This window comes from Streptomyces sp. NPDC056486 (assembly GCF_042795295.1).
Taxonomy (GTDB): Bacteria; Actinomycetota; Actinomycetes; order Streptomycetales; family Streptomycetaceae; genus Streptomyces.
Window position 1 is genome coordinate 1 of sequence record NZ_JBHTSF010000042.1, and the last position, 25,287, is coordinate 25,287.

Annotated in this window: 23 protein-coding genes; 9 read left to right on the forward strand and 14 right to left on the reverse strand. The window is 71.4% G+C overall.

Going from position 1 to position 25,287, the window contains the following annotated elements:
- The first annotated feature begins 63 nt into the window (after nucleotides 1-63).
- Together ACFQ7F_RS18640 and ACFQ7F_RS18645 are read left to right on the forward strand one after the other, a co-directional pair.
- Nucleotides 64-1,230, forward strand: coding sequence for a sensor histidine kinase (locus ACFQ7F_RS18640; protein ID WP_383271628.1), 1,167 nt, complete (start codon nucleotides 64-66; stop codon nucleotides 1,228-1,230).
- Nucleotides 1,227-1,907 carry a response regulator gene (locus ACFQ7F_RS18645; protein ID WP_383271630.1) on the forward strand — a complete coding sequence of 227 codons (681 nt, stop codon included), beginning with the start codon at nucleotides 1,227-1,229 and terminating at the stop codon, nucleotides 1,905-1,907. Before ACFQ7F_RS18640 ends, ACFQ7F_RS18645 begins: the two co-directional genes overlap by 4 nt.
- 72 nt (nucleotides 1,908-1,979) lie before the next feature.
- Here the strand turns inward: ACFQ7F_RS18645 and ACFQ7F_RS18650 are convergent, their stop codons facing one another.
- Nucleotides 1,980-2,849 carry a hypothetical protein gene (locus ACFQ7F_RS18650; RefSeq protein ID WP_383271632.1) on the reverse strand — a complete coding sequence of 290 codons (870 nt, stop codon included), beginning with the start codon at nucleotides 2,847-2,849 and terminating at the stop codon, nucleotides 1,980-1,982.
- 128 nt (nucleotides 2,850-2,977) lie between these two features.
- Between ACFQ7F_RS18650 and fes the strand changes: the two genes are divergently transcribed.
- Complete coding sequence (gene fes, locus ACFQ7F_RS18655) at nucleotides 2,978-4,270, forward strand: enterochelin esterase (RefSeq protein ID WP_383271634.1); 1,293 nt, start codon at nucleotides 2,978-2,980, stop codon at nucleotides 4,268-4,270.
- Here fes and ACFQ7F_RS18660 read toward each other — a convergent pair.
- The 9 genes from ACFQ7F_RS18660 to ACFQ7F_RS18700 form a co-directional block, all read right to left on the reverse strand.
- The gene (locus tag ACFQ7F_RS18660) at nucleotides 4,240-4,851 is read right to left on the reverse strand and encodes a 4'-phosphopantetheinyl transferase family protein (protein WP_383271636.1); all 612 of its coding nucleotides are present in this window, start codon (nucleotides 4,849-4,851) and stop codon (nucleotides 4,240-4,242) included. The two genes, fes and ACFQ7F_RS18660, sit on opposite strands and share 31 nt — an antisense overlap.
- Complete coding sequence (locus tag ACFQ7F_RS18665; RefSeq protein ID WP_383271638.1) at nucleotides 4,848-5,051, reverse strand: MbtH family NRPS accessory protein; 204 nt, start codon at nucleotides 5,049-5,051, stop codon at nucleotides 4,848-4,850. Before ACFQ7F_RS18665 ends, ACFQ7F_RS18660 begins: the two co-directional genes overlap by 4 nt.
- Nucleotides 5,048-8,956, reverse strand: coding sequence for an amino acid adenylation domain-containing protein (locus tag ACFQ7F_RS18670; RefSeq protein WP_383271640.1), 3,909 nt, complete (start codon nucleotides 8,954-8,956; stop codon nucleotides 5,048-5,050). Before ACFQ7F_RS18670 ends, ACFQ7F_RS18665 begins: the two co-directional genes overlap by 4 nt.
- Entirely contained in the window at nucleotides 8,953-9,183 is a 231-nt protein-coding gene (locus ACFQ7F_RS18675) for a phosphopantetheine-binding protein (protein ID WP_383271642.1), read from the reverse strand. Before ACFQ7F_RS18675 ends, ACFQ7F_RS18670 begins: the two co-directional genes overlap by 4 nt.
- A gap of 1 nt (nucleotide 9,184) precedes the next feature.
- The gene (locus ACFQ7F_RS18680) at nucleotides 9,185-9,817 is read right to left on the reverse strand and encodes an isochorismatase family protein (protein ID WP_383271644.1); all 633 of its coding nucleotides are present in this window, start codon (nucleotides 9,815-9,817) and stop codon (nucleotides 9,185-9,187) included.
- Between the two features lie 83 nt (nucleotides 9,818-9,900).
- Nucleotides 9,901-11,571, reverse strand: a complete 1,671-nt coding sequence (locus ACFQ7F_RS18685) for a (2,3-dihydroxybenzoyl)adenylate synthase (RefSeq protein ID WP_383271646.1) — start codon at nucleotides 11,569-11,571, stop codon at nucleotides 9,901-9,903.
- Complete coding sequence (dhbC, locus tag ACFQ7F_RS18690) at nucleotides 11,568-12,788, reverse strand: isochorismate synthase DhbC (RefSeq protein ID WP_383271648.1); 1,221 nt, start codon at nucleotides 12,786-12,788, stop codon at nucleotides 11,568-11,570. The genes ACFQ7F_RS18685 and dhbC overlap by 4 nt, the downstream gene beginning before the upstream one ends.
- Nucleotides 12,789-12,827: 39 nt before the next feature.
- Entirely contained in the window at nucleotides 12,828-13,628 is an 801-nt protein-coding gene (locus ACFQ7F_RS18695) for a 2,3-dihydro-2,3-dihydroxybenzoate dehydrogenase (RefSeq protein ID WP_383271650.1), read from the reverse strand.
- Complete coding sequence (locus ACFQ7F_RS18700; RefSeq protein ID WP_383271652.1) at nucleotides 13,625-14,608, reverse strand: ABC transporter substrate-binding protein; 984 nt, start codon at nucleotides 14,606-14,608, stop codon at nucleotides 13,625-13,627. The genes ACFQ7F_RS18695 and ACFQ7F_RS18700 overlap by 4 nt, the downstream gene beginning before the upstream one ends.
- A gap of 156 nt (nucleotides 14,609-14,764) precedes the next feature.
- Here ACFQ7F_RS18700 and ACFQ7F_RS18705 point away from each other — a divergent pair, with 156 nt between their 5' ends.
- Genes ACFQ7F_RS18705 through ACFQ7F_RS18715 form a run of 3 tightly spaced genes read left to right on the forward strand, consistent with a single transcriptional unit; the run spans nucleotide 14,765 to nucleotide 17,882 of the window.
- Entirely contained in the window at nucleotides 14,765-15,853 is a 1,089-nt protein-coding gene (locus tag ACFQ7F_RS18705) for a FecCD family ABC transporter permease (RefSeq protein ID WP_383271654.1), read from the forward strand.
- The gene (locus ACFQ7F_RS18710; RefSeq protein ID WP_383271656.1) at nucleotides 15,850-16,956 is read left to right on the forward strand and encodes a FecCD family ABC transporter permease; all 1,107 of its coding nucleotides are present in this window, start codon (nucleotides 15,850-15,852) and stop codon (nucleotides 16,954-16,956) included. The genes ACFQ7F_RS18705 and ACFQ7F_RS18710 overlap by 4 nt, the downstream gene beginning before the upstream one ends.
- Before the next feature lie 5 nt (nucleotides 16,957-16,961).
- Nucleotides 16,962-17,882 (forward strand): ABC transporter ATP-binding protein, encoded by a 921-nt coding sequence (locus ACFQ7F_RS18715; protein ID WP_383271658.1) that lies wholly within the window; start codon nucleotides 16,962-16,964, stop codon nucleotides 17,880-17,882.
- Between the two features lie 48 nt (nucleotides 17,883-17,930).
- On the opposite strand, the gene ACFQ7F_RS18720 is transcribed toward ACFQ7F_RS18715, so the two are convergent.
- The 3 genes from ACFQ7F_RS18720 to ACFQ7F_RS18730 form a co-directional block, all read right to left on the reverse strand.
- Nucleotides 17,931-19,058 (reverse strand): M20 family metallopeptidase, encoded by a 1,128-nt coding sequence (locus ACFQ7F_RS18720; protein ID WP_383271660.1) that lies wholly within the window; start codon nucleotides 19,056-19,058, stop codon nucleotides 17,931-17,933.
- A gap of 64 nt (nucleotides 19,059-19,122) precedes the next feature.
- Nucleotides 19,123-20,595, reverse strand: a complete 1,473-nt coding sequence (locus ACFQ7F_RS18725; RefSeq protein WP_383271662.1) for a VWA domain-containing protein — start codon at nucleotides 20,593-20,595, stop codon at nucleotides 19,123-19,125.
- On the reverse strand, nucleotides 20,592-21,452 hold the full coding sequence (locus ACFQ7F_RS18730; RefSeq protein WP_383271664.1) for an AAA family ATPase: 861 nt from the start codon (nucleotides 21,450-21,452) through the stop codon (nucleotides 20,592-20,594). The genes ACFQ7F_RS18725 and ACFQ7F_RS18730 overlap by 4 nt, the downstream gene beginning before the upstream one ends.
- 203 nt (nucleotides 21,453-21,655) lie before the next feature.
- On the opposite strand from ACFQ7F_RS18730, the gene ACFQ7F_RS18735 reads away from it, so the two are divergent.
- The 3 genes from ACFQ7F_RS18735 to ACFQ7F_RS18745 all read left to right on the forward strand — a co-directional run bounded on the left by ACFQ7F_RS18735 (nucleotide 21,656) and on the right by ACFQ7F_RS18745 (nucleotide 23,903).
- Nucleotides 21,656-22,153 carry a winged helix-turn-helix transcriptional regulator gene (locus ACFQ7F_RS18735; protein ID WP_383271666.1) on the forward strand — a complete coding sequence of 166 codons (498 nt, stop codon included), beginning with the start codon at nucleotides 21,656-21,658 and terminating at the stop codon, nucleotides 22,151-22,153.
- 116 nt (nucleotides 22,154-22,269) lie between these two features.
- On the forward strand, nucleotides 22,270-22,809 hold the full coding sequence (locus ACFQ7F_RS18740) for an SRPBCC family protein (RefSeq protein ID WP_383271668.1): 540 nt from the start codon (nucleotides 22,270-22,272) through the stop codon (nucleotides 22,807-22,809).
- Entirely contained in the window at nucleotides 22,809-23,903 is a 1,095-nt protein-coding gene (locus tag ACFQ7F_RS18745) for an LLM class flavin-dependent oxidoreductase (protein WP_383271670.1), read from the forward strand. The genes ACFQ7F_RS18740 and ACFQ7F_RS18745 overlap by 1 nt, the downstream gene beginning before the upstream one ends.
- Here ACFQ7F_RS18745 and ACFQ7F_RS18750 read toward each other — a convergent pair.
- Nucleotides 23,809-25,011, reverse strand: a complete 1,203-nt coding sequence (locus ACFQ7F_RS18750) for a methyltransferase (RefSeq protein WP_383271672.1) — start codon at nucleotides 25,009-25,011, stop codon at nucleotides 23,809-23,811. The genes ACFQ7F_RS18745 and ACFQ7F_RS18750 overlap by 95 nt on opposite strands.
- Between the last annotated feature and the right edge of the window lie 276 nt (nucleotides 25,012-25,287).

Below are 25,287 nucleotides of genomic sequence, written 5' to 3' on the forward strand. Positions count from 1 at the left end.
CCCTGCGTCCGTGGGGCGGCCCTGTCACGGACCATGGCTCAAGCACCCTGATCGGAGAACTCCATGCTCACCAGATGGCAGCGCTACTTGGAGACCCACCCCCGAGCCAGCGACGCGGCCCTGGCCATCCTGCTGTTCGGCGTCTCCTTCTCCGGCAGCATCCTCAGCACCACCGCCCCTTCCGACCGGCCCGCGTGGTGGGCCGGCGTACTGATCTCGGCCGTCGCGTGCGCAGCCCTGCTGTGGCAGCGCGGTCGTCCCCGCACCGTTGTCGCGGTGACCACGGTCTGCGCCATGGGCACGAGCGCGATGGGCTTCCTGCTCACGCCCCTGCTCCTCGGCCCGGTCATGTCGGCGCTCTACTGGCTGGCCGCCGGAGCCGACCGGAAGACCACCCGCCGCTACACGCTCAGCGTCGCGGTGCTTGTGGGGGCCACGGCCCTGTTCGCGGACCCCGTCAACCACTCGCTGCTGCTCAAGACGCTCAACCCCATAGCCTGGATTCTGCTGTCGGCCATGTTCGGCAGCGGCGTCCAACTGCGCCGCGCCTACCTGGCGGCCCTGCAGTCCCGTGCCGCGCACGCCGAACGCATGCGCATCGCCCGCGAGTTGCACGACGTCGTCGCCCACCACCTGACCCTGGCCAACGCCCAGGCCGGTACGGCGGCTCACCTCGCCCGCACCCACCCCGACCAGGCGCGGCAGATCCTCACTGAGCTGACGGGTACCACCGCGACCGCGCTGCGCGAACTCAAAGCCACCGTCGGGCTGCTGCGCCAGGCGAACGATGCCGAGAGCTCTCCGGAACTAGAACCGTCGCCCGGACTCGCACGGCTCGACGACCTCACCGCATCGTTCGCGTCCACCGGGCTCACGGTCACCGTCACCACGCATGGCGAGCCGCGGGAGCTCTCGGCGGCAGTCGATCTGACAGCATTCCGGATCGTGCAGGAAGCGCTCACCAACGTCAGCAAGCACGCCCACACGAAGACGGCGTACGTCCACCTCTCCTATGCCCCCGAAGGCGACCTGACCCTCAGAATCACCGACGACGGACACCACACGGTCCGCACCGCTCCCGGCCACGGGTTCGGCCTCATCGGTATGCGAGAACGCGCCCACTCCGTCGGCGGTCACCTGCACACCGGTCACCGCCCCGAAGGCGGCTTCGAAGTCACCGCCGAACTGCCGTCGCACCCCCGGCCCCCGGAGGAGAACCGCACCCCATGACCATCCGCGTCCTGCTCGCCGACGACCAGGCCCTCCTCAGGGCGACCTTCCGCATCCTGATCGACTCCTGCGAGGACATGGAGGTGGTCGCCGAGGCCACCGACGGCGAGGAAGCCGTGGCCCTCACCCGGACCCACCGCCCCGACCTCGTTCTCATGGACATCCGCATGCCCGGCACCGACGGCCTCGCCGCCACCGCCACGATCTGTGCGGACCCGGACCTGGCAGCCACCCGCGTCCTCATCCTCACGACCTTCGAGACGGACGAGTACGTCGCCCGGGCCCTGCGCGCGGGCGCGAGCGGATTCCTCGGCAAGGACGTGGGCGTCGACGAACTCCTCGGCGGGATCCGCACGGTGGTCGCGGGCGATTCCCTGCTCTCACCGTCGGCCACCCGCGCCCTCATCACCCGCTTCCTCGCCACCCCGGACCCCGGCGGCCACCTGGCGCCGCCCGAACGCCTCACCGCGCTCACCGCCCGCGAGCGGGAGGTGATGGCCCTGGCCGCCGAGGGGAAGTCCAACGCCGAGATCGCCGACGTGCTCTTCGTCAGCCCGCTGACCGTGCGTACCCACGTCCAGCGCGCCATGACCAAGCTCGACGCCCGCGACCGCGCCCAACTGGTCGTCATCGCCTACCAGTCGGGCCTCGTCCGCCCAGCACCGCCCTCGCGCTGAGTTCAGGACGTCCTGAACTTGAGTTCAAAACTTCAGGCCTTCAAAACTTCAGGCCTTCAAAACTTCAGGCCTTCAGGACTTCTTGAGCCCGTCCATCTCCGCGCGCGTGTCGGACATGAGCATCTCCTCGACCTCCGACGCGGTCGGCGGCTCCACCTTGTCGTCCGGGCCGCCGCCGTAGAAGCTCCAGCGCATTTCGATGGTGAACCAGCCCTCGCGCACGGCGAGCGTCATGCCGTTGAGGGAGTCCTTGCCCGTGCCGCTCGTCTCGGTCACCAGGTATGCCTCGTCGCCGATGCCGCTCACGGCCTTGGTCTTGTAGCCGTACGTCTTCTGCGACTGGTCCTCGTACGCCTTCTGCTCCGACGCGAACTCGCCCGCGGGGTCGGTCGCCTTGTGCCAGCGGGCCGTGGAGTAGACGTAGATGCTCGTATAGGTGTCCTTGTCCGCTTCCGGGTCCTTGAGCTGGCGGCTGCAGTAGCTCTGGTCGAACCCCTTCTGCTGCGAGCCGTAATGGGTGGTCGCGGTGGAGTCCGTATCGAGCTCGTACTTCTTCTTGAAGGCGTCCAGCGGGGAGACGTCGCAGAGGTTCTTCTTGTACTGGTATCCGGCGAGGTCCGCCTTCACGTCGTCGCCGCCGTCGGAGCCGAGGTTGCCGGTGGCGAAGAGCGCCCCCGCCCACAGCGCCGACGCGACCACGACGCCGCCTATTCCCCACACCCAGCCCGGCGTGGGCTTGCGCGGACCTGCCGGGGGCGCGGGCGGGGCGGGCGGCTGGCCATAGGGGCCCGGCTGCTGACCGTACGGGCCCGGCGGCTGGCCGTAAGGCTGAGGCGAGGGCTGGGGCGGGACCGCGCCCGGGGGCTGCTGGTAGGGATTCGGGTTCTGCTGGTACGGATTGGGCTGGTTGGGCTGGTTGGGCTGGGGATTCGGTATCGACATAGGCGGCAATGTACCGGTGGGTCGGGGCAGGAGGAGGCGGTCCTGCCCTGGTCGTCCCAGGGGCGACCGGCTCAAGTAAGGTCACCCTTAGCTATATGTGTACGTAGTGAACCCCTGGAGGCTCCCTCATGCCGCTCACCGCTCCTCCCGACGGGGCGACCCGTCGGCCGCCCCGCATCCCGAGGCCGCAGCCCGTCGAGCGGGCGGACAGCGCGTGGGTGGCCCGGGCCGTGGAGCGGGGCGTGGAGCGTGGCGACTTCTGGGGTGAGGTGCGGGCGGCGGGCGGGTCGCCGGTCGTCGAGCCCGATCCGCAGGGCGACGACGGACATCGGGTGGTCACCTTCCTGTGGCGCGGCACGGACGCGACCCGCGCCGTCCTCGTGCTGCCGAACAAGATCGTCGACCCCCGTGACATGGCGCCCAACCTGATGGAGCGGGTGCCGGGGACGGACATCTGGCACTGGTCGGTCCGGATGCGCGCGGACTGGCGTGCGACCTACAGCCTGTGTGTGGACGAGGGGGAAGGGCCGCGGGCGGAAGACGCCACGTACTGGCCCTGGTTGCGGCAGCAGCAGCGGACTGATCCGCTCAACCCGCTCACGCTCGCCCCGCGTTGGGGCGGCGAACCGGTCTCGTACATCGAGCTTCCGCAGGCGCCGACGGGCGACGACTGGCAGCGCCGCGACGGCATCGCGCACGGCACCGTCAGCGCGCACACCGTCCGCAGCGAACTGCTCGGCAACGAACGGCAGGTGCACCTGTATGAGCCGCCGGGAGGCGGGCGCGACCTGCCCGTCCTGGTGCTCATGGACGGCGAGATGTGGCAGCCGGGCCTGGATGTCGCCGCCCTCCTCGACAACCTCATCGCCGACGGCCGCATCCCGCCCCTGGTCGCCCTGCTGCCCGAGTCCCTGAGTGCCGATCAGCGCTGGGAAGAGCTCGCCTGCAACGAGCGGTTCGTCCGGTTCCTGGAGACCGAGCTGCTGCCCTGGGCGGGCGAGCGGCTGTCCCTGACCGGCGATCCCGCGCGGACCGTCGTCGCGGGCCAGAGCCTCGGCGGTCTCACCGCCGCGTACGCCGCCGTGATCGCCCCGGGACGGTTCGGCCGCGTCCTTGCGCAGTCGGGTTCCTTCTGGTGGCCCGACGGACCCGACCTGGAACGCTCCGAGTGGCTGACCGGGCGCATCGCCGCGAGCGAGAAGCTGCCCGTGCGGTTCTGGCTCTCGGCCGGTGAGCAGGAGTGGGTCGCGCTGCCCGCCATGCGCAGGCTGCGTGCCACCTTGCGGGAGAAGGGGTACGACGACACCGTGTACCGCGAGTTCAACGGCGGGCACGACTACTTGTGCTGGCGCACCGAGCTCGCGGACGGGCTCGTGGGGCTGCTCGGCGATCAGTCCGCGACGCAGACCGCCGCCGCGTAGCCCTCGGGGACGGCCACGTCCCGCACACTCCAGCCCTGGACGGCGAGCGGCGTGGGGCCCGTTCCCACAAGGAGCGAGGCCATCCCGTCGCCCGCGAGCCCCTCGCCCGTTCCCTTGAGGCATGCCTCCTTGCGGGTCCAGCAGCGGGTGAAGGCCAAGGGGCGTTCCGTGGCCGGGAGTTCGGCCAGTTCTGCCTGTTCGCGGGGGTGCAGGGAAGCCGCCACGTCGGCCGTCACGTCCGCGCGCTGCAGCTTTTCCACATCGGCGCCGACCGGCCGGTCCGCGAAGGCGAGCAGCGCGAGCCCGTCCGTGTGCGAGAGGGAGAAGTGCGGGCCCGCACCTGCGGCCACGGCGGGGCGGCCGTGCGGGCCGCCGCACAGCGGGCACGGCAGCCGCACAAGCTCCACCGCCGCCGGATCGACACGCAGGTACGCGCCGAGAACGCGGCGCAGCTCCGAGTGCACCGCCGCGTACAGCTCCTGGTCCGCCGGGCGCCGCAACGCCGCCGCCCGGCGCCGCTCTTCGGCGTCGAGGAGCGACACGTCGAGCGGGGCCGGGCGGACGAGCCGGATCTCCGTCACGCGGGCGGATCCTGGAGGCGGGCCACACAACGGCCGTACGTCTCCGGGCCGTACACCGCGGTCCAGCCATCGGGCGCGCGGCGGAAGACCGGCCACAGGGAGTACTCGCCGAGCGCGTTCTCCAGGATCAGATGGGTCGGCTCGGTGTCGGAGCCGGAGTCGGTGTCGACCGGGTCGAAAGGGCCGGGCGTGGTCGTCATGCGTGGTCCAGCTCCTTGAGGCGGGTGGCGAGGACGGCACAGACCTCGTCGAGGCGGCGCGGCTGCGTCAGCTCCGGATGCAGGCAGTCCACGTCGTGGTTGCCGATCACACCACTGACGTACGGCGCCCAGGCCTCCCTCGTCAGCCAGTCCTCGGCGCGTGGCGCTGCGGCCGTGAAGAACAGGGCGTCGCCATCGAAGGGGCGGTGCTCGTGCTCGCGCATCAGGCGCGCGTTGTTGATCACGATGTCGATGACCGCCGACAGTGTCCGGTCGGGAAGGCCTGCCAGGGCGCTGCCCTCGCGCTGCAGGGTGGCGAGGACGTCCTCGCGGGTCAGCTCGTCCGTCAGGTCGTACCCGGCCATCCGCAGGAGCGCCTTCAGGGCGTCCGCCTCCGCGGGGACCGCGGCGTCACGCCACTGGTCGGACGGGTAGGCGTCGAGCAGTGCGAGCAACTCGACCTCCTCGCCCGCCTCTTGGAGCAGAACGGCGACAGTATGGGCAAGGACGCCGCCCACCGACCAGCCGAGCAGCCGGTAGGGTCCGTGCGGCCGCACGGCGCGCAGCGCGTCGACGTACTCGGCTGCCATCTCCTCCATGGTGGCCGGGAGTTCACCGTCGTCGTGCGAGCCGTGCAGGCCGCGCGCCTGGAGGCCGTACACCGGCTGACCCGGGTCGAGCCGCGAGAGCAGCCCCGAGTAGCACCAGCTGATGCCGCCCGCCGGGTGGAAGGTGAACAGCGGAGTGCGGTCGCCGCCCGCGCGCAGGGCGAGCAGCACGTCCAGGGCGTGGTCGGCCTCGCTGTGGTCCGCGTCCAGGTGGGCGGCGAGCGCCGCCGGGGTCTGCGCCTGGAAGAGCGTGCCGATGGTGAGCTCGGCGCCCAGCGTGTCGCGGACCCTGGAGACAAGGCGGGCCGCCAGGAGTGAGGTGCCGCCGAGGTCGAAGAAGGCGTCCTCCACGCCGAGTTGGGGCACACCGAGGATCTCGGCGAAGAGCCGGGTGAGCGTCTCCTCGCGGTGGCCGCTCGGCACCCGGCCGCCGTCGCCCGAGCCCTCGAAGGCGGGGGCGGGCAGGGCGCGCCGGTCCAGCTTGCCGTTCGGGCTGAGCGGCAATTCGTCGAGGACGAGGATCGCGCCCGGCACCATGTAGTCGGGCAGTGTGCGGGCGAGCCGGGCGCGCAGCTCCTCGGGATCGGGGTCGGGGTCGGCTCCGGTGTCGGAGTCGGACGACGTCACGTACCCGACGAGCCGCTGGTCGCCCGGCCGGTCCTCGCGGACCAGGACGCTGGCCGCGCCCACCGCCGGATCGGCGGCCAACTCGGCCTCGATCTCGCCCAGTTCTATGCGCAGGCCGCGCAGCTTCACCTGGTGGTCGGTGCGGCCCAGGTACTCGATCTCGCCGTGCTCGGTCCAGCGCGCCAGGTCACCCGTGCGGTACATGCGGGTGCCGGACGGGCCGTAGGGGTCGGCGACGAAACGGGACGCGGTCAGTTCGGGCCGCCCCAGGTACTCGGCTGCCAGTTGCGTCCCCGCCAGGTACAGCTCGCCCTGGATGCCGGGCGGGCACGGCTGGAGCGCAGCGTCCAGAACATACAGGCGTGTGTTCCAGACGGGCTTGCCGATCGGTACGGGGCCCGTCGCGTCGGTGGCGCACGGGTGGTACGTGACGTCGACGGCGGCCTCGGTCGGACCGTACAGATTGTGCAGCGGTACGCCGTCGAGCACGCGCCCGAACTCCCGCACCGTCTCGCGCGGCAGTGCCTCTCCGCTGCAGAAGACGTGCCGCAGTCCCACGCATTCCGCCGCGGCAGGTTCCGACAGGAACACCTGGAGCATCGACGGCACGAAGTGGCAGACGGTGACGTCCTGTTCGCGGATGACGCGCGCGAGGTACGCAGGGTCCTTGTGGCCGCCGGGCTCGGCGACGACGAGCGTCGCGCCCACCCGCAGCGCCCAGAAGAACTCCCACACCGACACGTCGAACCCGGACGGCGTCTTCTGCAACACCCGGTCACCGGCGTGGAGTTCGTACTGGGCCTGCATCCAGCGCAGCCGGTTGTCGATCGCCGAGTGCGGCACGACGACACCCTTGGGGCGACCTGTCGAACCGGACGTGTAGATGACGTAAGCGGCATGGTGCGGGGTGAGCGCGCGCGGCGGGTCGTACGAGCCGTACGGCGTCGTGTCCAGGCGGTCGAGGGCGACGAGCGGGACGCCCGATGCGGGCACCCGGTCGGCGCGGTCGGCGATCACGCAGGCCGGTCCCGCGTCGTCCAGCATGTACGCGAGACGGTCCGCCGGATAGTCCGGGTCCAGGGGCAGATAGGCGCCGCCCGCCTTGAGTACGGCGAGGAGCGTGATCACCAGGTCGAGCGAGCGGGGCACGGCGACCGCCGCGAGCGCGCCCGGACCTACGCCGATCTCGATGAGATGGTGGGCGAGCCGGTTGGCGCGGGCGTTCAGCTCGGCGTACGTCAGCTCCTGGTCGCCGAAGACCAGAGCGGTGGCGTCCGGGGTGCGGACCGCCTGCGCCTCGACCGGGCCGATCAACGTGGTGGGCGGCACTGGCCGGGCGGTGGCGTTGAACTCGTCGACCACCAGGGTGAGTTCGGCCCGGCGGGCGATCGTGTGCTCGGCCAGCGGGGTGTGCGGTCCTGCCTCCGCGATGCGTTCCAGGAGCTCCATGAACCTCGCCTGGTGGGCGCCGAGTTCCTCCGGCTCGTAGAGGGCGGGATTGCCGTCGTAGTCGATGCGCAGGCCGCTGCCGTCGGCGCGGTCGTAGACGTTGACCGTGAGGTCGTCGACCGGGCCCGCCGACAGGTTGTGGGCGTCGGTGCGGGCGCCCGCGAAGGTCAGGCCGTAGTCGAACGGCATGACGTTGATCAGTGGCCCGACCAGGGACCGGCCGTCGCCGAGGAGGCCCAGGTCGCGGCGGATGTCCTCGTAGCGGTAGCGCTGGTGGCGGCGGGCGGCACGGATGCCGAGCACCACCTGCCGGGTCAGCTCGGCGAACGTCGCCTGCGGGGTCACGGTGAGCCGCAGCGGAAGGACGTTCATCACCATGCCGGGCACGCGAAGCGCCACCGAACCCATGCGGCCCATCATCGGCAGGCCGAGCACCACTTCGGCGGAGCCGGTGGCCCGCGAGACGTAGAGCGCCTGCGCGGCGATAAGCACCTCAGGCCAGGTCGCCCGCATCGAGGACGCGGACTCCCGCAGCCGGGAAGTCGCCTCGGGGGAGAGGCGGGCGCTGCGGCGGTGGAAGGTGCGGGACGGCAGCGCGGTGCGCCCGGCCAGGTTGGGGGCGTCGGGACGGTCGGCGAAGGCGCCGTCCCAGTGGCGGCGGTCGGTCTCGAACGTCTCCGACGCGCGGTACGCGGTGTCCTCGGCGACCAGGTCCGCAAGCCGCCCGAAGGGGCTTTCCCCCGGTGCCTCACCCGCGGCGAGCGCGGTGTAGACCTCGGCGGTGCGACGCGCGAGCAGCGAGTAGCCGAAGCCGTCCATCACGATGTGGTGCACCCGCTGGTACCACAGCCAGCGCTCGTCGCCTACGCGGAACAGCGCGTGCGCGAACAGCGGCCCGGCCGCCAGGTCGAACGGCGTGGCCAGGTCCTCGCGCATCCACGCCTGCGCCTCGGCGTCCGGGTCGGACGCGGCGCGCAGATCGCGCACCTTCAGCGGCAGCGTCGGATCGGAGACCTCCAACTGGCTCGGCCCTTCGGACCCTTCGATGATCCGTACGCGCAGGGCATCGGCCTCGGAAACCACCTGACGCAGCGTCCGCGCGAACACCGACGGATCGATGGGACCGTGGATCTCCAGGCACTCGGCCGTGTTCTGGGCCGGGCTTCCGGGGTCGAGCGCCTGCGCGAACCACATGCCCGACTGGGCAGCGGTGAGCCTCATGCCGAGGCTCCCAGAATCGGCGCCCAGGCCTCGATGGCGGGCTGCTCGGCCAGGTCCACGAAGGTCGCGGTGATGTCGTGCTCGCGGCGCCAGCGCTCGATGAGCGACATGATGCGCACCGAGTCGAGGCCGTAGTCGACGAGGTTCTCGTCGAGGGGGATGTCGGCCGGGTCCTCGCCGAGGACGTCGGCCACGTCGGCCCGTATGAGTTCCACGCTGAGCGCCATGTCAGATCCCCTTCAGAACCGTGTCGGTGGTGGTGACGACCGCGCACCGTCCTGCCGCGTAGCGCAGCGCCATGTCGTGGTCCTCGCGGGAGAAGTCGGCCACCGCGTCCGCGACGACGAACGCCTGCACGTCACGCATCCACGCGTCGCAGGCCGTCATCAGGACGCCGATGTGCGCGTACACGCCGACGATGACGATCTGGTCGCGGCCCGCCTCGCGCATGCGCTCATCGAGGTCGGTACGGACGTACGCGCTGTACTTCCACTTCGTGAGCACGGTGTCGCCGGGCTCCGGTGCGACCGGGCCCGCGATCGCCTTCGCGTACTCGTCGTCGGGAAGGCCGGGACCCCAGAAGTCCTGCTGGAGGCCGCGCTCGGCCGGCGACTGGCCGCCCGGCTGCGCCGAGTACAGGACGGGGACCCCGGACGCACGGGCCGCCTTCGCCAACTCTCCGACATTGGCGAGTAGTTCAGTGGCCGGTGACGTGTCGGGGGTGTAAGCGGTCAGGAAGTGGTTCTGCAGGTCATGGACGAGCAGCACCGCCCGCTGCGGGTCGATGGTCCACGCGACCCGGTTGTCGGGCAGTTCCTCGGACGAGGGCATCGCGTACGGCGTGACGGCGGGGAGCGCCATGGTGGGGGCCTTTCGGGGAATTCAGGAAAGCTGGGTGGATCGGGGCTGCCTGCCGGGCAGGGGTCAGCTGCCCGGAGCGGCGGTCAGGTGCCCGGAGCGGCGGCGGTCGACCGCTGGTCCTTCTTGCTGATCTTGCCGATGCCGGTCTGCGGGAAGACGGTCACGAACTCGACCCGGTCGGGCACCTTGTACGCGGCGAGACCGCGCTCCCGTACGAACTTCTTGATGACGACGGGCTTCAGCGGTTCGGCGTCCGCGCGCAGGATCACGTACGCGAGGGTCCGCTCGCCGAGGTACTCGTCGGGCACGGCGACGACCGACACGTCATGGACGTGGGGGTGGGCGAGAATGATGTTCTCGACCTCCTCCGGCGCGATCTTCTCGCCGCCGCGGTTGATCTGGTCCTTCGCCCTGCCCTCCACCACCAGATGCCCGGTGGGGGTGCGGCTCACGATGTCGCCGGTGCGGTAGAAGCCGTCGGCGGTGAACGAGCGGTCGTTGTGCTCGGGGGCGCGCCAGTAACCGCGGATGGTGTACGGGCCGCGGGTCAGGAGGTGGCCCGCCTCGCCGTCCGGCACCTCCTGGTCGAGGTCGTCGACGATGCGGATCTCGTCGTCCGGGGAGATCGGACGGCCCTGCGTGGTGACGATGGTCTCGGTCGGGTCGTCAAGGCGCGTGTAGTTGACCAGACCCTCGGCCATCCCGAATACCTGCTGGAGTGTGCAGCCCAGCGCCGGTGCGACCCGGCGCGCCGCCGACTCGCTGAACTTCGCGCCGCCCACGAGGAGCACCTCCAGGCTGGAGATGTCGTACGGGGTGGAGCGCCCCGCGTCCGTCCACACCAGGGCGAGCGGCGGGACGAGACCGGTGATCGTCACCCGCTCCCGCTCGATGAGGGGGAACGCGGTGTCCGGGTCGGGCTGCGGGCACATCACGACACGGCCGCCCGCGTAGAACACCCCCAGCGAACCGGGCGACGAGAGCGGGAAGTTGTGGGCAGCGGGCAGCGCCACGAGGAAGACGGAGTCCTCCGTCACACCGCAGATCTCGTTCGAGCCCCACAGCGAGTACATGTAGTCGTCGTGGGTGCGGGGGATCAGCTTGGGTACGCCGGTACTGCCGCCCGACAGCTGGAGGAAGGCGAGGTCGGACGGCGCAGGCCCGTCGACCGGGGTCGGCTCGCACGGCACGTCGGAAAGCGCCGTGTGCTCGCCGGGGTCGCCCACCACGAACACGTCGCGCAGCGTGGGTACTTCGGCGCGGACCTTCGAGGCGAGGTCACGGTGGTCGAAGCCGCCGACCCGGTCCGGGATGACGTAGGCGACGGCCTCGGTGAACTCGCAGAAGTAGTGGATCTCCGTCTCCCGGTGCGCGGGCAGCGCGAAGACCGGCAGGGCGCCGATCCGGAAGAGCGCGAAGATCACCTCGAAGAACTCGGCGACGTTCGGCAGCTGGACGACGACCCGGTCACCCTTGGTGATGCCGCGGGCGGCGAACCCTGCGGCCAACTGGTCCGCACGTACGTCGAGTTCGCCGTACGTCCAGGTCCGGTCCCCGTCGGTGATCGCGACTCGGGCGGGGTGCGCGTCGGCGCGCTCGCGGAGCATGCCGCCGAACGTCTCGCCGCGCCAGTACCCGGCGGCGCGATACCGCTCGGCGAAGACCTCGGGGATGCGGGGCGCGTCCCTGCGGCTGTCCGCCCCGTGGATGTCTGCCCTGTGGGTGTCTGCCCTGTGACTGTCAGTCGTCGTCATCGGTCGACCCCCACCGCATCCAGGAACGTACGGAACTTGGCGCCCGTCTCGGCGCGTTCGGCATCCGGCGAGGAGTCGGCCACTACACCCGCGCCCGCGAAGAGCCGCAGCTGTCCGCCGCCGACCTCCGTCTCCTCGGCCTCCGCGCAGCGGATCGTGACGACCCACTCGCCGTCGCCGCGCGCGTCGCTCCATCCGACCATGCCGGTGTAGTGCCCGCGGCCGAAAGGCTCAAGCTCGCCGATCACGTCACGGGCGTGCCCGGTAGGGGTACCGCAGACAGCCGGAGTCGGGTGCAGGGCGGTGGCCAACTCCAGGGCGGAGGTGGCCGGGTCGGCGAGCTCGCCGGTCACGGTCGTCGACAGGTGCCACATGGTGGCGGTGCGGACCAGGGTGGGCCGCTCCGGCACATCGAGGTCGGTGCAGAACGGGCCGAGGGCCTTGTGTACGGCGTCCACGACCACGGCGTGCTCGTGCAGGTCCTTCGCCGATTCGAGCAGCGCGGCGGCCCGGCGCACGTCCTCGGCGAGGTCCGACGAGCGGGGCGTCGAACCGGCCAGAGGGTTGGCGGTCAGGCGGGTTCCGTGCCGGGAGACGAGCAGCTCCGGGCTTGCGCCCAGGAGGGTGCGGCCCGCGCCCGTGGGCACGGCGAAGGAGTAGCCGCGCGGGTCACGCCGTGCCAGGCGCTGGAGCATGGCGGGCAGGTCGAGCGGGCTGTCCGTGGACAGCTCCAGGGTGCGGGCGAGGACGACCTTGTCGAACTCGCCGCTCTTCATGCGCGCCACGGCGGCCTCGACCGAAGCGGCGTACTCCGCGCCCGAAGGCACCTCGCGCACCTGCCAGCCACCGGCCGTGACGGGCGGCGGGGTGGGCAGCGCGACGAGCGGGTCGGTGCGCAGCGCGGGTGCCCAGCGGGCCGCTTCGGGCACGGCGAGCACGGCGGGCGCGGTGGGGTCGAAGGGGATGGAGCCCACCACGACCGGGGCCTGGTTGCCCGCGCGCCGCTGCGCGTCGAGGGTGGCGGCGACCCGCTCCGTCAACGGCCGTTCGTCGTGCGGTACTTCGGCGGCCGTGCCGTGGGCGAGGAGGGTGCGGGTGGGCGACGCGAAGAACCGGGTGTCGCCGGGTCGGTAGGCGTCGAGCAGCGCGGTTGCCGCGCCGACGGCCCCGGGGGTGGTGGGGGCGTCGAGTGCGACCACGTCGTTGGGGGGTGTCACGGGTGACTCCTCGTCAAGTAGGGGAGGGCGGCGCGGCTTTCAGGCGCGCAGGGTGGCGCCGCCGTCCACGTACAGGTCGTGCAGGGTGATGTGCCGGGCCCGGTCGGAGACCAGGAAGGCGACCGCGTCGGCGATGTCGGAGGGGTCGGCGATCCGGCCGAGCGGAATACCGACCCGGTACGAGGCGGAGTCGCCCTCGATGACACGGGCGGCGGCCTGCTCGTGATCGTCCGTCCACAGCTGCCGCTGCATGTCGGTGTGGGTGGAGCCCGGCGACACGACGTTGCAGCGCACGCCGTCGCGGGCGACCTCAAGACCCAGACATTTGGTGAACATCGTGGCGGCGGCTTTGGACGCGGCGTACGCGGCCATCTGGGTGCGGGGGACTCCGGCGGCGTTAGAGCCGACCGTCACGATGGATCCCTTGCCCCGCAAGGTCATGCGGCGGGCCGCGGCACGCGAGGTGTGGAAGACGCCGTTCGTGTTGACGGCGAAGGTCTCCGCCCAGTCGGTGTCGGTGAGTTCGACGACCGGGGCGGGCCGCAGGATGCCCGCCACATTGACGAGGATGTCCAACGGACCCACGGTGCGCTCGATTTCCTCGAACGCCGCGTCCACGGCTGCCGCGTCGGTGACGTCGAGGACCATGCCGGTGATGCGGCCGCCCTCCGTCCGCACCGTGACGTCCTGCTCCTTGACGTCGGGCGACCAGTCGGCGGCCACGACCCGCGCGCCGCGCTCGGCGAGTGCGCGGGCCACGGCCTGTCCGATGCCCCGGCCCGCGCCGGTGACCAGGGCCACCCGCCCTGCGAGCTCCAGGTCGGTTATGCCGGAGGTCACTTGCCCATCGCCTTCTCGACGTCCTCGAGGACGGAGACGGCGGCCTGAGCACCGCCGAGGCTGGTCCACTTCGAACCGTCGATCTCGGTGGTGTGGTCCTTCTTGACCGCGTCGAGCTGCTTGTACGCGGCCTTGCCCTTCAGCTCCTTGAAGAGATCGGCGTCCGGACCTGCGGAGGCGAGGGTGCCGATGAACAGCCAGTCGGCGTCGATCTGCTTCAGGTCCTCGTCGCTGAGCGGCGTCGAGTGACCCTCGCCCTTCTTGTTCTGGATGCCGGGCCGCTTGAAGCCGAGGTCCTTCAGGACGTCGGAGATGAACACGCCCTGCTGCATGACGGCGGTGCCCTTGGCGGAGTAGCGCGCCACGGAGACGCTCGCGCCCGCGTTGTCGCCGAGGTTCTTCTTCACCGCGGCGGCCTTGGTGTCGTAGTCCTTGAGGAACGCGTTCGCCTCGTTGGACTTGCCGAGCACCTCGCCGGTGATCTCAAGGGACTTCTTCCAGTCCTTGGTTCTGTCGATCGTGACGACCGTCGGGGCTATCGCCTTGAGCTGCTTGAGCACCTGCTGGTCGGCGAGCTGTCCCGCGAGGATGACGTCCGGCTTGGCCTGCAGGACCTTCTCGAGGTCGGGTCCCGTGACCGCGCCCACGACCGGGATGTCCTTGGCCTGGTCGGCCAGATATCCGGGGGCGCCCTTCTGGCCGCGGCCCGCGGAGAGGCCGACGGGCTTGACCTTCAGGGCGAGGGAGGAGTCAAGGTCCATCTCGCTCAGCGCGATGACCTTCTTGGGATTGGCCGGAACCTTCACCTCCGCGCCTGAGGCGTCGGTGACCGTGACATTCTTCGCGGCGTTTTTGCCCTTTTCGCTGGAGCCGGAGTCGTCGGACGAGTCGGAACCGCAGGCGGAGAGGGCGAGAGCGGAGGCCAGAGTAAGGGCCGCAACCGCGGTCAGCCGGGTACGCGGGGTGTGGTTCGAGGACATGTCCGTGATCTCCATGCTTCTGAGTCCGGGGGTCAGTCCGGACATAAGGGTCATCCCTGGCCGTGTCGGGGCATGACGAATTACCCCTGCAGAAACGGGGAGTTCGCCGACGCCCCGACTCAGGGCTCCAGGTCAAGGTTAGGTTAGGCTAACTTCATGTTGGTTGCGCAAGAGGGCAGGGGTCCAACGTCCGGATCCAGACCTCCGATACCGGGCTTGGCGAAGACGCATCGCCCCACGCTGTGGGCGGCCGCCGTCCTCGTTGTCCTGCTCCTGCTGCTCGGCCTGCTCTCGCTCCTTGTCGGGTCCGGGTCGACGCCGATGGGCCGCGCCTGGGACTTCCTCACCGGGGACCCGTCCGCGCGGGCCGACGCCCAGATCCGGCTCGCCGTCATGGACGTACGCCTTCCGCGTACGCTCGCCGGCGCCCTGGTCGGTGTCGCCCTCGGCGCGGCGGGCTGCCTCCTGCAGGCCGTCACGCGCAACCCGCTCGCCGAGACGGGCCTCCTCGGGGTCAACTCGGGTGCGGCCCTCGGTGTCGTCATCGGCCTCACCTACTTCGAAGTGACGTCGGCCTACGGCGTGTTGGTGTGGGCCCTGGTCGGCGGCATGGCCGCGAGCGCGGTGGTCCTTCTGCTCGCCGCGTCCGGGCGGGCCGCGGGCTCGCCGCTGCGGCTCGTCCTCGCCGGATCGGCGCTCGGTGCGACGTTCCACGGCATGACGTCGTACGTGCTGCTCGGCACCCAGTCGACCTTCGACACCTACCGCTACTGGACCATCGGTTCGCTCGCGGGCATCAAGACGTCGGAGACGTACCCCTTGATCCCGCTGATCGCGGTCGGCCTCCTGATCGCCTTCTGCTGCGTACGCCCGCTCTCCGCCCTCGCGCTCGGTGACGACAGCGCACGCTCGCTCGGCCACCACCCGGGGCGGATCCGCCTGATCGTCGCGGCGGCGGTGACCCTGCTCGCGGGGTCGGCGGTCGCTCTCGCAGGACCCATCGCCTTCCTCGGCCTGCTTGCCCCGTACGCCGCACGGGCCGTCACAGGACCCCGGATGGCGGGCCAGTTGGTGCTCTCCGCGCTGGTCGGCGCGAACGTGATGATCGCCGCCGACCTCCTCGCCAGGATCGTGATCCGCCCCTGGGAGACCCCGGTGAGCGTCCTTCTCGCCTTCATCGGAGGCCCTTTGCTGATCTGGATCGCACGTTCGCAGCGGATGTCCACGGCGGGGGTCGCCGCGTGAGTACCCAGGAGATACCGGAGGATCAGGTTCCGGGGACGGTGAACACGCCCCGGGTCGACATCACGCCGCCCGACTCCACGGCCGTCCGCGTCGGGACCTTCTCCTGGCTCTTCCCCTACCGCAGCGCGCTCGCCGCAGTCGGGATCACGCTGGTGATCGGGGTCGTCGTCTCGTTCGCCACCTTCGCGAGCTCCACCGGGATGAGCTTCTCCGACAGCCTCTCCGGACTGCTCGGAACCGGCGACTCCGCCACCGTCATGCTGGTGCAGGACTTCCGGCTCCCGCGGATCGCCGTGGGGCTCATGGTCGGCGCCGCGCTCGGTGTCGCCGGGTGCCTGACCCAGACGCTCGCGGGCAACAGGCTCGCCACCCCCGACATCATCGGCGTCAACGAAGGCGCCACCGCTGCCGTCGTCGCCTCCGTCGTCGGCTCGTCCACCGGCATGATCGGCGGCTGGTGGCTCGGGCCGCTCGGCGCCGCCGCGGCGGCCATGGTCGTCGTCGCCTGTGCGGGCGGCGCGGGCAGCGGGGGATACCGCATCCTCGTCGTCGGCATCGGCGTCTCCACCGTCATCGGCGCGGTCACCGACCTCGTCATGTCTCGCGAGAACGACAACACCGCGGGCGGCGTCTTCCTCTGGACCGTCGGCTCGCTCAGCGGCCGTGACTGGAGCGTCGGCACGCCCCTCTCGCTCATCCTGCTCGTCCTCGTCCCGCTCTCCCTCGTCGCGGGCAGCCGCCTCCAACTCCTGCGGTTCGACGACGACATGGCGGCCACCCTCGGCGTCAACGTGCGCCGCGTCCGCGCCGTGACCCTCGCGCTCGCCGTCGCCCTGTCCGGCGTGGCCGTCGGCATCGGAGGACCGATCGCGTTCGTCGCGCTCGCCGCACCCGTCGTCGCCACCCGGCTCAGCGGCCCGACCCGCGTCCCGGTCATCGGCTCGGCCCTGGTCGGCGCCGCCCTCGTGGGCGCCGCCGACGCACTGGGCCGCGTCGTCGCCCCCGTGGAGATCCCGGTAGGCGTCATCACCAGCGTCCTCGGCGGACCCTTCCTCCTCTGGGTCCTCTTCGGCAAGAACTCCGAGCAGACCGGAAAGGCCTGACCCCCGTGCAACTGACCGTCGAGGCGCTCACCTCCGGCTACCCCGGCCACACGGCTGCCGTGGACGGCGTCGACCTGACCATCCCCAGCGGACAGGTCGCCGCCATCGTCGGCCCCAACGGCTGCGGCAAGTCGACGCTGCTTCGCTCCATCTCCCGGCTCCACAAGCCGAGTTCGGGCACGGTGTGCGCAGGAGACGAGGACGTGTGGCGGCTCACCCAGCGCCGCGCCGCCCACCGCATCGCGCTGCTCGCCCAGTCCCCGCAGGCCCCCGAGGCGGTCACGGTCGCCGGACTCGTCCGCTACGGCCGCCATCCCCACCAAGGCCTGTTCCGCCAGTGGTCGCGCGAGGACGAGGCCGCTGTGCGCGAGGCACTCGAAGCCACCGGCACCACGGACCTCGCCACGCGCCGCCTCGACCATCTCTCCGGTGGCCAGCGGCAGCGGTGCTGGCTCGCGATGGTCCTCGCACAACAGACGCCGATCGTGCTCCTCGACGAGCCGACCAGCGCCCTGGACCTCGGGCACGCCGTCGAAGTCCTCGCCCTGGTACGGGAGGTGGCCGCCGCGGGCCGCACCGTCGTCATGGTCCTGCACGACCTGGCGAGCGCCGCGCGCTACGCCGACACCGTCATCGCCATGAACGCGGGCAAGATCGTCGCGAACGGCCCGGCCCGCGACGTGGTCACCGCCGAGCTGGTCAAGGAGCTGTACGGGATCGACGCGGACATCCTCCAGGCGCCGGGCGACGGCTCCCCGGTGGTCGTACCGACGATGACCGCTAAAGCGCCCGGTAGGGCGCCGGAGGCGACGGCCGAGCAGGGGCTTGAGGGGGCGGCCGCCGAGCTGCCCGGGCAGGCGCCCGAAGCGGCGGTCTCCACCCCGGCCTCCATCACGTCCTCCGCGAAGGCGACCGAGCCCGGCTGACCGGCGTCCGAAAAGGGCGCCACGACGACGCCACGCCTGCGAAGGCGGCTAAGCCCGGCTGACCGCGAAGTCCGCTGCCGTCCACGCGAGCCCCACGGCCCCGTCGACCATGGCCTGTTCGGCGACCGGCGTGGCGGCCGCCGCGGCGAACTCCGGCTGGTGCGGGCCGCAGCCGCCCCCGCTGATGTCGAGCACGGGGTGGATGGACGGCACGACGTGCGAGACGTTGCCCATGTCCGTGGACGCGAAGGGCCCGCGCCGCTGCGGTTCCGGCCGCCCCAGGGCGCGTGCGTTCGCCTCCCACAGCGCGACGAGACCGGCGTCCGACCGGAAGTCGAGATAGTCGGGCGCGGGCTGCTCCAACTCCACCGCGCACCCGGCCGCGAGCGCCCCCGCCCGAAAGCAGTCCGCTACCCGCTCCCGCAGCTCGCGCAGTTCCTCCACGGACGGTGTCCGCAGCGCGTACGCGGCGGTCGCCCGCTCCGGAATCGCGTTGGGCGCGGTCCCGGCCCCGGTGGTGATCCCGTGCACCTTCCACTCCCCGGGCAGCTGCTGCCGGAGCAGTCCGATGGCCACCTGCGCCACGGTCAGCGCGTCGGCCGCGTTCCGTCCGTCCTGCGGATTGAGCGCGGCGTGCGCGGACTTGCCCGTGTACGTCACCGACAGCGCCCCCATCGCGTACGAGTGGAAGTCGGCCACCTCGAACGGGCACGGGTGCACCATCATCGCCGCGTCGACCCCGTCGAAGGCCCCGGCGTCGAGAAGGAGCGCCTTCCCGGCGCCGCTCTCCTCGGCGGGAGTCCCCAACACGCGCACAGTGAGACCGAGTTGATCGACAACCGGAGCAAGGCCCAGTGCGGCCCCCACGCCCGCCGCAGCGATCAGATTGTGGCCGCAGGCATGCCCCATGCCGGGCAGCGCGTCGTACTCGCAGGCAAGCGCGACCGTCACGGGCCCCGACCCCAGGGTCGCCTCGAAGGCGGTATCGAGCCCGTACGCGGGAGCGGTCACCGCGAACCCGTGCCCGCGCAGCACATCGGCGCACCACCCGGCGGCCCGCCGCTCCTCGAAGGCGATCTCCGGATGGGCGTGGATCCGCCGGCTGAGCCCGACGAGCTCTTCCCGCACCTCGCCGATCCGCGCCCGGATCTCCTCCTTGAGCCCGTCGCCTGCCACCCGTCCTCCTCGCCACTGCCGCCGATCACCCGGGCGGCCAGCTTACGGTCGGCCGCACCTCAGGTCAGACCGGCAGCAACCGCCCGATCAGCGCGCTGAGCTGCCGCGCGTTGCGGCACTCGTACATCTCCACGAGCTCGGCGTAGGTGCCGGCCGCCGAGTCGCCCGTCTGCCACTGGGCGTGGCGCTCCGGGTTGAGCCAGTACACGCGGCGGGCGCGGGACGCGATGGTGCGCAGGGCGGGGACGTTCGGGTCGCTCATGTTCGTGCGGGCGTCGCCGAGCACGAAGACCGTGGAGCGAGAGGTGACCGCCTCCGCGTAACGCTCGGCGAACTCGCCCAGGGCCGAGCCATAGTCGCTGCTGCCGTGGTAGCCGGTGACCGCAGCTCCGGAGATGATGCGGCTGCCCAGGCCCTCGGGGTCCGCCGTGCCCCGCGCGATCAGGTCGGTCACCTCGTCGACGCGGTTGACGAAGGCGAAGACCCGCACCTTGCTGAACTGGTCGTGCAGCGCCTGGACGAGCAGCATCGTGAAGTTGGCGAAGCCCGCGACGGAGCCGGACACGTCGCACAGGAGGACCAGTTCGGGCCGTGCGGGGCGCCGCCGCCGCAGGACCGGGCGCATCGGGATGCCGCCCGTGGACAGGGAGCCGCGCAGCGTCCTGCGCAGGTCGATACGGCCGCGTGCGGCGCGGCGGCGGCGTGCGGCGAGGCGCGTCGCCAGTTTGCGGGCAAGCGGCTGGACCGTCCGGCGCAGATCGTCGAGCTGGGCGCGGCCCGCGATGAGGAAGTCGACCCGGTCGGCGGTCGGGGCGACGGCACGCCGGGCGATCTCGTCCGCGCCGCGCCGCTCGGCGACCCGGCGGCGCGCTTCGGTGCGTACCGCGACGCGGAAGTCCTCGATGCGGCGGCGGATCTCGTCGGCGGTGAGGCGGTCGGTGAACTCGCCTTCGTCGGCTTCGTCCGTTCCCTCGCGGATTCCGGCCAGGATGCGGGCAAGGAGGGTCTCCGGGCGGAGCCGGGACAGCGTCTGGTGCGACGACCACCCGTCCGAACCACTTGACCCGCTCGACCCGCTCGACCCGTCCGAACCTCCGGACCCGCCCGTCCCTCCGGAGCCAGGACGCGTTCCGTATCCGCCCATGCCGTCGACCGCCTCGGCGGCCAACTGGGCAAGCAGCGCCTGATCGTTGGCGGCGAGTGCGGCGGCCAGGCGTTCACGCAGGTCGTCCCTGTCGAACTCCCGCCCCGAGCCGGAACCGTCCGGCGCGTCCGGAGCGCCGACCGCGCGCGGAAAGTACAGGTCGAAGACGGGATCGAACACCGGCCGCTGCCCCACGCTGTGCAGCAGAGCGGCGGCAAGACCCTCCCGTACCCGCTCCCGGTCGGTGAGACCGAGCGCCTCCAGGGCGAGACCCGCGTCCACCGTCTCGCCCGTGCCGATCCGGATGCCGTGCGAGCGCAGCGCCTGCACGAGCGCGGTCAGACGCTCAGGAACCCCGGCTCGCTCCGGAACCCCGGTCGTCGCCCCGGTCACACGGCGTCCAGGTCCAGCTTGGCCGCCGCCTTCAGTACGTCGTCCTGGTGCTTGAGGACGACGCCGAGACTGTCGCGTACGACGTCCTCGTCGAGGGAGTCGGCGCCCAGGGCGAGCAGCGTACGGGCCCAGTCGATGGTCTCGGCGACCGACGGCACCTTGCGCAGGTCCATCGCGCGCAGCGCGCCGACCACGCGCACGACGGACCGGGCGAGCGCCTCGTCGAGCCCGGGCACCTTCAGGCGCACGATGCGGCGCTCCAACTCCTCGTCGGGGAAACCGATGTGGAGGAAGAGACAGCGGCGGCGCAGTGCCTCGGAGAGCTCGCGGCTCGCGTTGGAGGTGAGGACGGTGAAGGGGCGGCGCGTAGCGGTGATGGTGCCCAGCTCCGGGACCGTGACCTGGAAGTCGCTCAGGACTTCGAGGAGAAGGCCCTCGACCTCGACGTCCGCCTTGTCGGTCTCGTCGATCAGGAGCACCTTCGGCTCGCTGCCGCGGATGGCGGTGAGCAGCGGGCGCGGGAGCAGGAACTCCTCGCTGAAGATGTCCGTGCGCGTCTCGTCCCACGACTCGTCGCGGCCCGCGGTGATGCGCAGGAGCTGTTTGGCGTGGTTCCACTCGTAGAGCGCGCGGGACTCGTCCACGCCCTCGTAGCACTGGAGCCGGACCAGGCGCGCGTCCGCGACCTCGGCGACGGCCTTGGCGAGCTCGGTCTTGCCGACACCCGCCGGGCCCTCCACGAGCAGCGGTTTGCCCAGGCGGTCGGCCAGGAAAACGGTGGTGGCGACGGCCTTCGAGGCCAGATAGCCCGTCTCGGCGAGTCGCGTGGCGACATCGTCGACTGATGTGAAGAGCAACGGGGCCTCCGGCTTGTGCGGGTGAGCGACTGACGCCACTGGATCAGTCCGTCGGGCCGCTCCACAACGGTGCCGCCGCGTTTGCGTCGAACGTCACGTGGACGCGCGTCGGTACCCGCTCACCCGCTGCGGTCTGCTGAGTCCAGTTCCGAGACCCACCGAGACCCACCGGGACCCGCGGACCCTTCTCGTATCCTTGCGGCATGAGGCGGACCTCCTTTGCCGACTGGCCCTGCTCCATCGCCCGCACCATGGACCTGCTGGGCGACTGGTGGACCCCGCTCGTGCTGCGCGAGGCGTTCTACGGGATCAAGCGGTTCGACGTCTTCCAGCAGGAGCTGGGCATCGCGCGCAACACCCTGACCGACCGGCTGCGCCGCCTGGTCGACGAGGGGCTCATGGAGAAGCGCGCCTATCAGAGCGAGCCGGTGCGTTACGACTACGTGCTCACAGAGAAGGGCCGCGACTTCTTCGGCGTGCTCGCCGTGATGAACAGCTGGGGCAACCGCTGGCTGAGCGGTGACGAGGGGGCGCCGGTCGTCTTCGAGCACGACAGCTGCGGGCACGAGGGCGCGGCCGAGGTGGTCTGCGGCCACTGCAAGGAGCCGATGTCGGCCGCGGACACGCACCCGCGCCTCGGCCCCGGCTACCCGGCACGCCTTGCCGAACGGCCTGACATCCGGGACCGCTTCAACCGCTGAACCCACTGTCCTGCTACCGCCGTCCCACCCTTGACGAGTGAGTCTATCTACGCAACTCTCGTGGTCAGCGAGTACAGGAACGACTTCAGGAACGACTGCAGAGAGGCGAACCCACGATGGAGTGGACAGGCGCGCGCTACGCGGACAGGCCGACGGCCGAGGTGTGTACACGGATCGCCGCGTCACCGGAACGCGTGTGGGAGCTCGTCTCCGACATCGGCCTGATGCCCACGCTGAGCACGGAACTCAAGTCGGTCGAGTGGCTGGACCAGGCGGCCCGGCCCGCGCTCGGCGCCCGGTTCGTCGGCCGCAGCGAGCACGCGTCGTTCGGAGCGTGGGAGACCACGTCGTACGTCGTCGAGTGCGAGGCCCCGCGCGTGTTCGCCTGGGCGGTCGAGGACCCGGAACAGCCCAGCGCCGTCTGGCGGTTCAGCCTCAGGGCGGCGGACGACGGCGGCACCGAGCTGACCCAGTGGATGCGGATGGGTCCTGGCCGCTCGGGTCTGTCGTACGCGATCGACCGGATGCCGGAGAAGGAGCAGAAGATCGTGTACGTACGGATGCGGGAGTTCGAGCAGAACATGGCGGCCACCCTTGACGCGATCAAGAAGCTGGCCGAGGGTGCCGCTCCCGGCCTCGGGGAGGCGGGCGCCTGATGCGCACGTCGACGACCATCGAGGCGTCCGGGGCGAACTGGCGGGAGACCGTCGACTTCGTCACCGAGGCCGAGAAGCTGGGGATGGACATCTGCTGGGTGGCCGAGGCGTGGGGCTCCGAAGCGCCGTCGCCGCTCGGCTACTTGGCCGCGCGCACCGAACGCATGCTGCTCGGCTCCGGCATCATCCAGCTCGCCACCCGGACCCCGGCGGCCATCGCCCGCGCGGCGATCACCCTCTCGAACATCTCCGAAGGCCGCTTCATCCTCGGGCTCGGCCCGTCAGGACCGCAGGTGATCGAGGGCCTGCACGGAGTGCCGTTCGCGCGGCCGCTCACCCGGATGCGGGAGACCGTGGAGATCGTCCGCCGGGCGGCCACCGGGGAGAAGATCTCGTACGCGGGACGGGAGTTCACCATCCCGCTGCCCGGCGGCGAGGCGAAGCCCATGTGCCTGTCCATGCGCGCCGAGCACGAACTGCCCGTCTACCTCGCCACCCTCTCGCCCAAGATGCTGCGCCTGACCGGCGAGATCGCCGACGGCTGGCTCGGCACCAGCTTCGTCCCCGAGGGCGCGAAGGAGGCCTACTTCGACCACATCGACGCGGGCCTCGCCGCCTCCGGCCGCACCCGTGGCGACCTGAACATCTGCCAGGGCGCCGAAGTGGCCTTCGCCGACGACGAGGACGCGTTGCGCACGATGGTCGCGGCCCGCAAGAAGGAGCTGGCGTTCAGCCTGGGCGGCATGGGATCCGCCACCACCAACTACTACAACAACGCCTACAGCAGGCAGGGTTGGGCCGATACCGCAGCGGAGGTCCACACCCGTTGGCAGTCCGGCGACCGCGACGGCGCAGCGGCCCTGATCACCGACGACATGGTCCTCGCCACCACCCTCATCGGCACCGAGGACATGGTCCGTGAGCGGCTGAGGGTGTGGCGCGACGCGGGCGTGGACACGGTCCGTTTCTACCCGGCGGGCGAGAGCCTGGAGGCGCGGCTCACGACTCTGGGGCGGGCGATCGACCTTGTGCGTGATGTGGAGGGGCAGGGGAGCGCTCCGGCGGCTGGGCCGTCAGGCGCCACAGTGACGTGACCTCGGCGGCGCGGGCCGCGTGCAGAGGGTCCGCGGTGTCGGCGGCCCGGGGGTGCTCCGGCCGGGTGTCGAGGCGGCCCGCGACATGGAGGCCCGCCGCCGTGATGGCCGCGCGGAGTTCGCCGGGAGCGCGCAGGCCCAGATGTTCGGCCAGGTCCGACATGATCAGCCAGCCCTCGCCGCCGGGCAGCAGATGCGCGGCCAGGCCCCTCAGGAAGGCGTGGAGCATGGCGCCCCCCGGGTCGTACACGCCCTGCTCGAGAGCCGAGTTGGGCTTGGCGGGGAGCCAGGGCGGGTTACATACGACGAGGCCCGCGCGGCCCGGCGGAAAGAGCTCGCCGCCGCTTGTGACCTCCACCTGCCGGGTCAGGCCGAGGCGGCTCATGTTGGCGAGGGCGCAGGCGACCGCGCGGGGGTTGTTGTCGGTGGCCACGACATGGCTGACGCCTCGGTGGGCCAGGACCGCGGCGAGCACGCCGGTGCCGGTGCCGAGGTCGAAGGCCGATCCGCCGTGCGACGCGGGGCGGGGCAGGGGCGCCCGCGCCACCAGGTCGACGTACTCGCCCCTGACCGGTGAGAACACCCCGTAGTGCGGGTGGATCCGGGCGCCGATCGCGGGCACGTCCACGCCCTTCGTACGCCACTGGTGCGCGCCGAGCACACCGAGCAGCTCCCGCAGCGAGACCACCGAGGGCGTCGACGGCGGCGGGCCGTACGCCTCCTCGCAGGCGGCCCGGACATCCGGCGCCCTGCGCAGGGCGAGCGTGTGGTCAGCGCCCAGCGGCACGAGGAGCCTGCCGAGCACGCGGGCCCGGTGGCCACTGGCGCGGCGCTGGAGGTGGAAGGCGGCTGTCGGTGAGGTGGGCGCCGCGGAGGTCTTGCGGTCGACTCGGCGGCCCAGGGCCCGCAGCAGCTGGCGTGCCTGGTGGTAGTCGCCCTGCCACAGCAGGGCGGTGCCTTCGCAGGTCAGGCGGTGGGCGGTGGACGCGTTCATGCGGTCGTCGGCGGGGACGACACGGCGGGGTGCGGGCATTCCGGTCTCGGAGTGCCAGCGGGCGGTGTGTTCGGCGTCGCCGTCGATCCAGTGGATCCAGCGGGTCTCGGACACAAGTACTCCTCAGAGAGTGAACGTGCAGGGGCACGAACAGCACTTCGACGAGGAGCGGGAGGTGCGGCTCAGGGCCGGGCCGGTCAGATCATGGGCCGGTCAGATCAGGTGGTGCGGCTCCCGCGTCGAAGTGCGGGAGGCGTCGCCGAGCACCAGGCCTGGCACCGTGCCGAGCGTCATGACGGGCTCCTTGAGGAGATGGCGGCGAGGAAATGGGCCGCCGCGAGGAACAGTGAATGTCTCACAGGGAAACACGGTCGGGCAATCGACTTATCG

Coding starts and splice junctions, on each gene's coding strand:
- ACFQ7F_RS18665 (WP_383271638.1), bottom strand. CDS start 5,051: ATGACGACCACGCCCGGCCCTTTCGACCCGGTCGACACCGACTCCGGC.
- ACFQ7F_RS18675 (WP_383271642.1), bottom strand. CDS start 9,183: ATGGCGCTCAGCGTGGAACTCATACGGGCCGACGTGGCCGACGTCCTC.
- ACFQ7F_RS18705 (WP_383271654.1), top strand. CDS start 14,765: ATGTTGGTTGCGCAAGAGGGCAGGGGTCCAACGTCCGGATCCAGACCT.
- ACFQ7F_RS18670 (WP_383271640.1), bottom strand. CDS start 8,956: ATGAGGCTCACCGCTGCCCAGTCGGGCATGTGGTTCGCGCAGGCGCTC.
- ACFQ7F_RS18745 (WP_383271670.1), top strand. CDS start 22,809: ATGCGCACGTCGACGACCATCGAGGCGTCCGGGGCGAACTGGCGGGAG.
- ACFQ7F_RS18740 (WP_383271668.1), top strand. CDS start 22,270: ATGGAGTGGACAGGCGCGCGCTACGCGGACAGGCCGACGGCCGAGGTG.
- ACFQ7F_RS18650 (WP_383271632.1), bottom strand. CDS start 2,849: ATGTCGATACCGAATCCCCAGCCCAACCAGCCCAACCAGCCCAATCCG.
- ACFQ7F_RS18685 (WP_383271646.1), bottom strand. CDS start 11,571: ATGACGACGACTGACAGTCACAGGGCAGACACCCACAGGGCAGACATC.
- ACFQ7F_RS18645 (WP_383271630.1), top strand. CDS start 1,227: ATGACCATCCGCGTCCTGCTCGCCGACGACCAGGCCCTCCTCAGGGCG.
- ACFQ7F_RS18700 (WP_383271652.1), bottom strand. CDS start 14,608: ATGTCCTCGAACCACACCCCGCGTACCCGGCTGACCGCGGTTGCGGCC.
- ACFQ7F_RS18680 (WP_383271644.1), bottom strand. CDS start 9,817: ATGGCGCTCCCCGCCGTCACGCCGTACGCGATGCCCTCGTCCGAGGAA.
- fes (WP_383271634.1), top strand. CDS start 2,978: ATGCCGCTCACCGCTCCTCCCGACGGGGCGACCCGTCGGCCGCCCCGC.
- ACFQ7F_RS18735 (WP_383271666.1), top strand. CDS start 21,656: ATGAGGCGGACCTCCTTTGCCGACTGGCCCTGCTCCATCGCCCGCACC.
- ACFQ7F_RS18640 (WP_383271628.1), top strand. CDS start 64: ATGCTCACCAGATGGCAGCGCTACTTGGAGACCCACCCCCGAGCCAGC.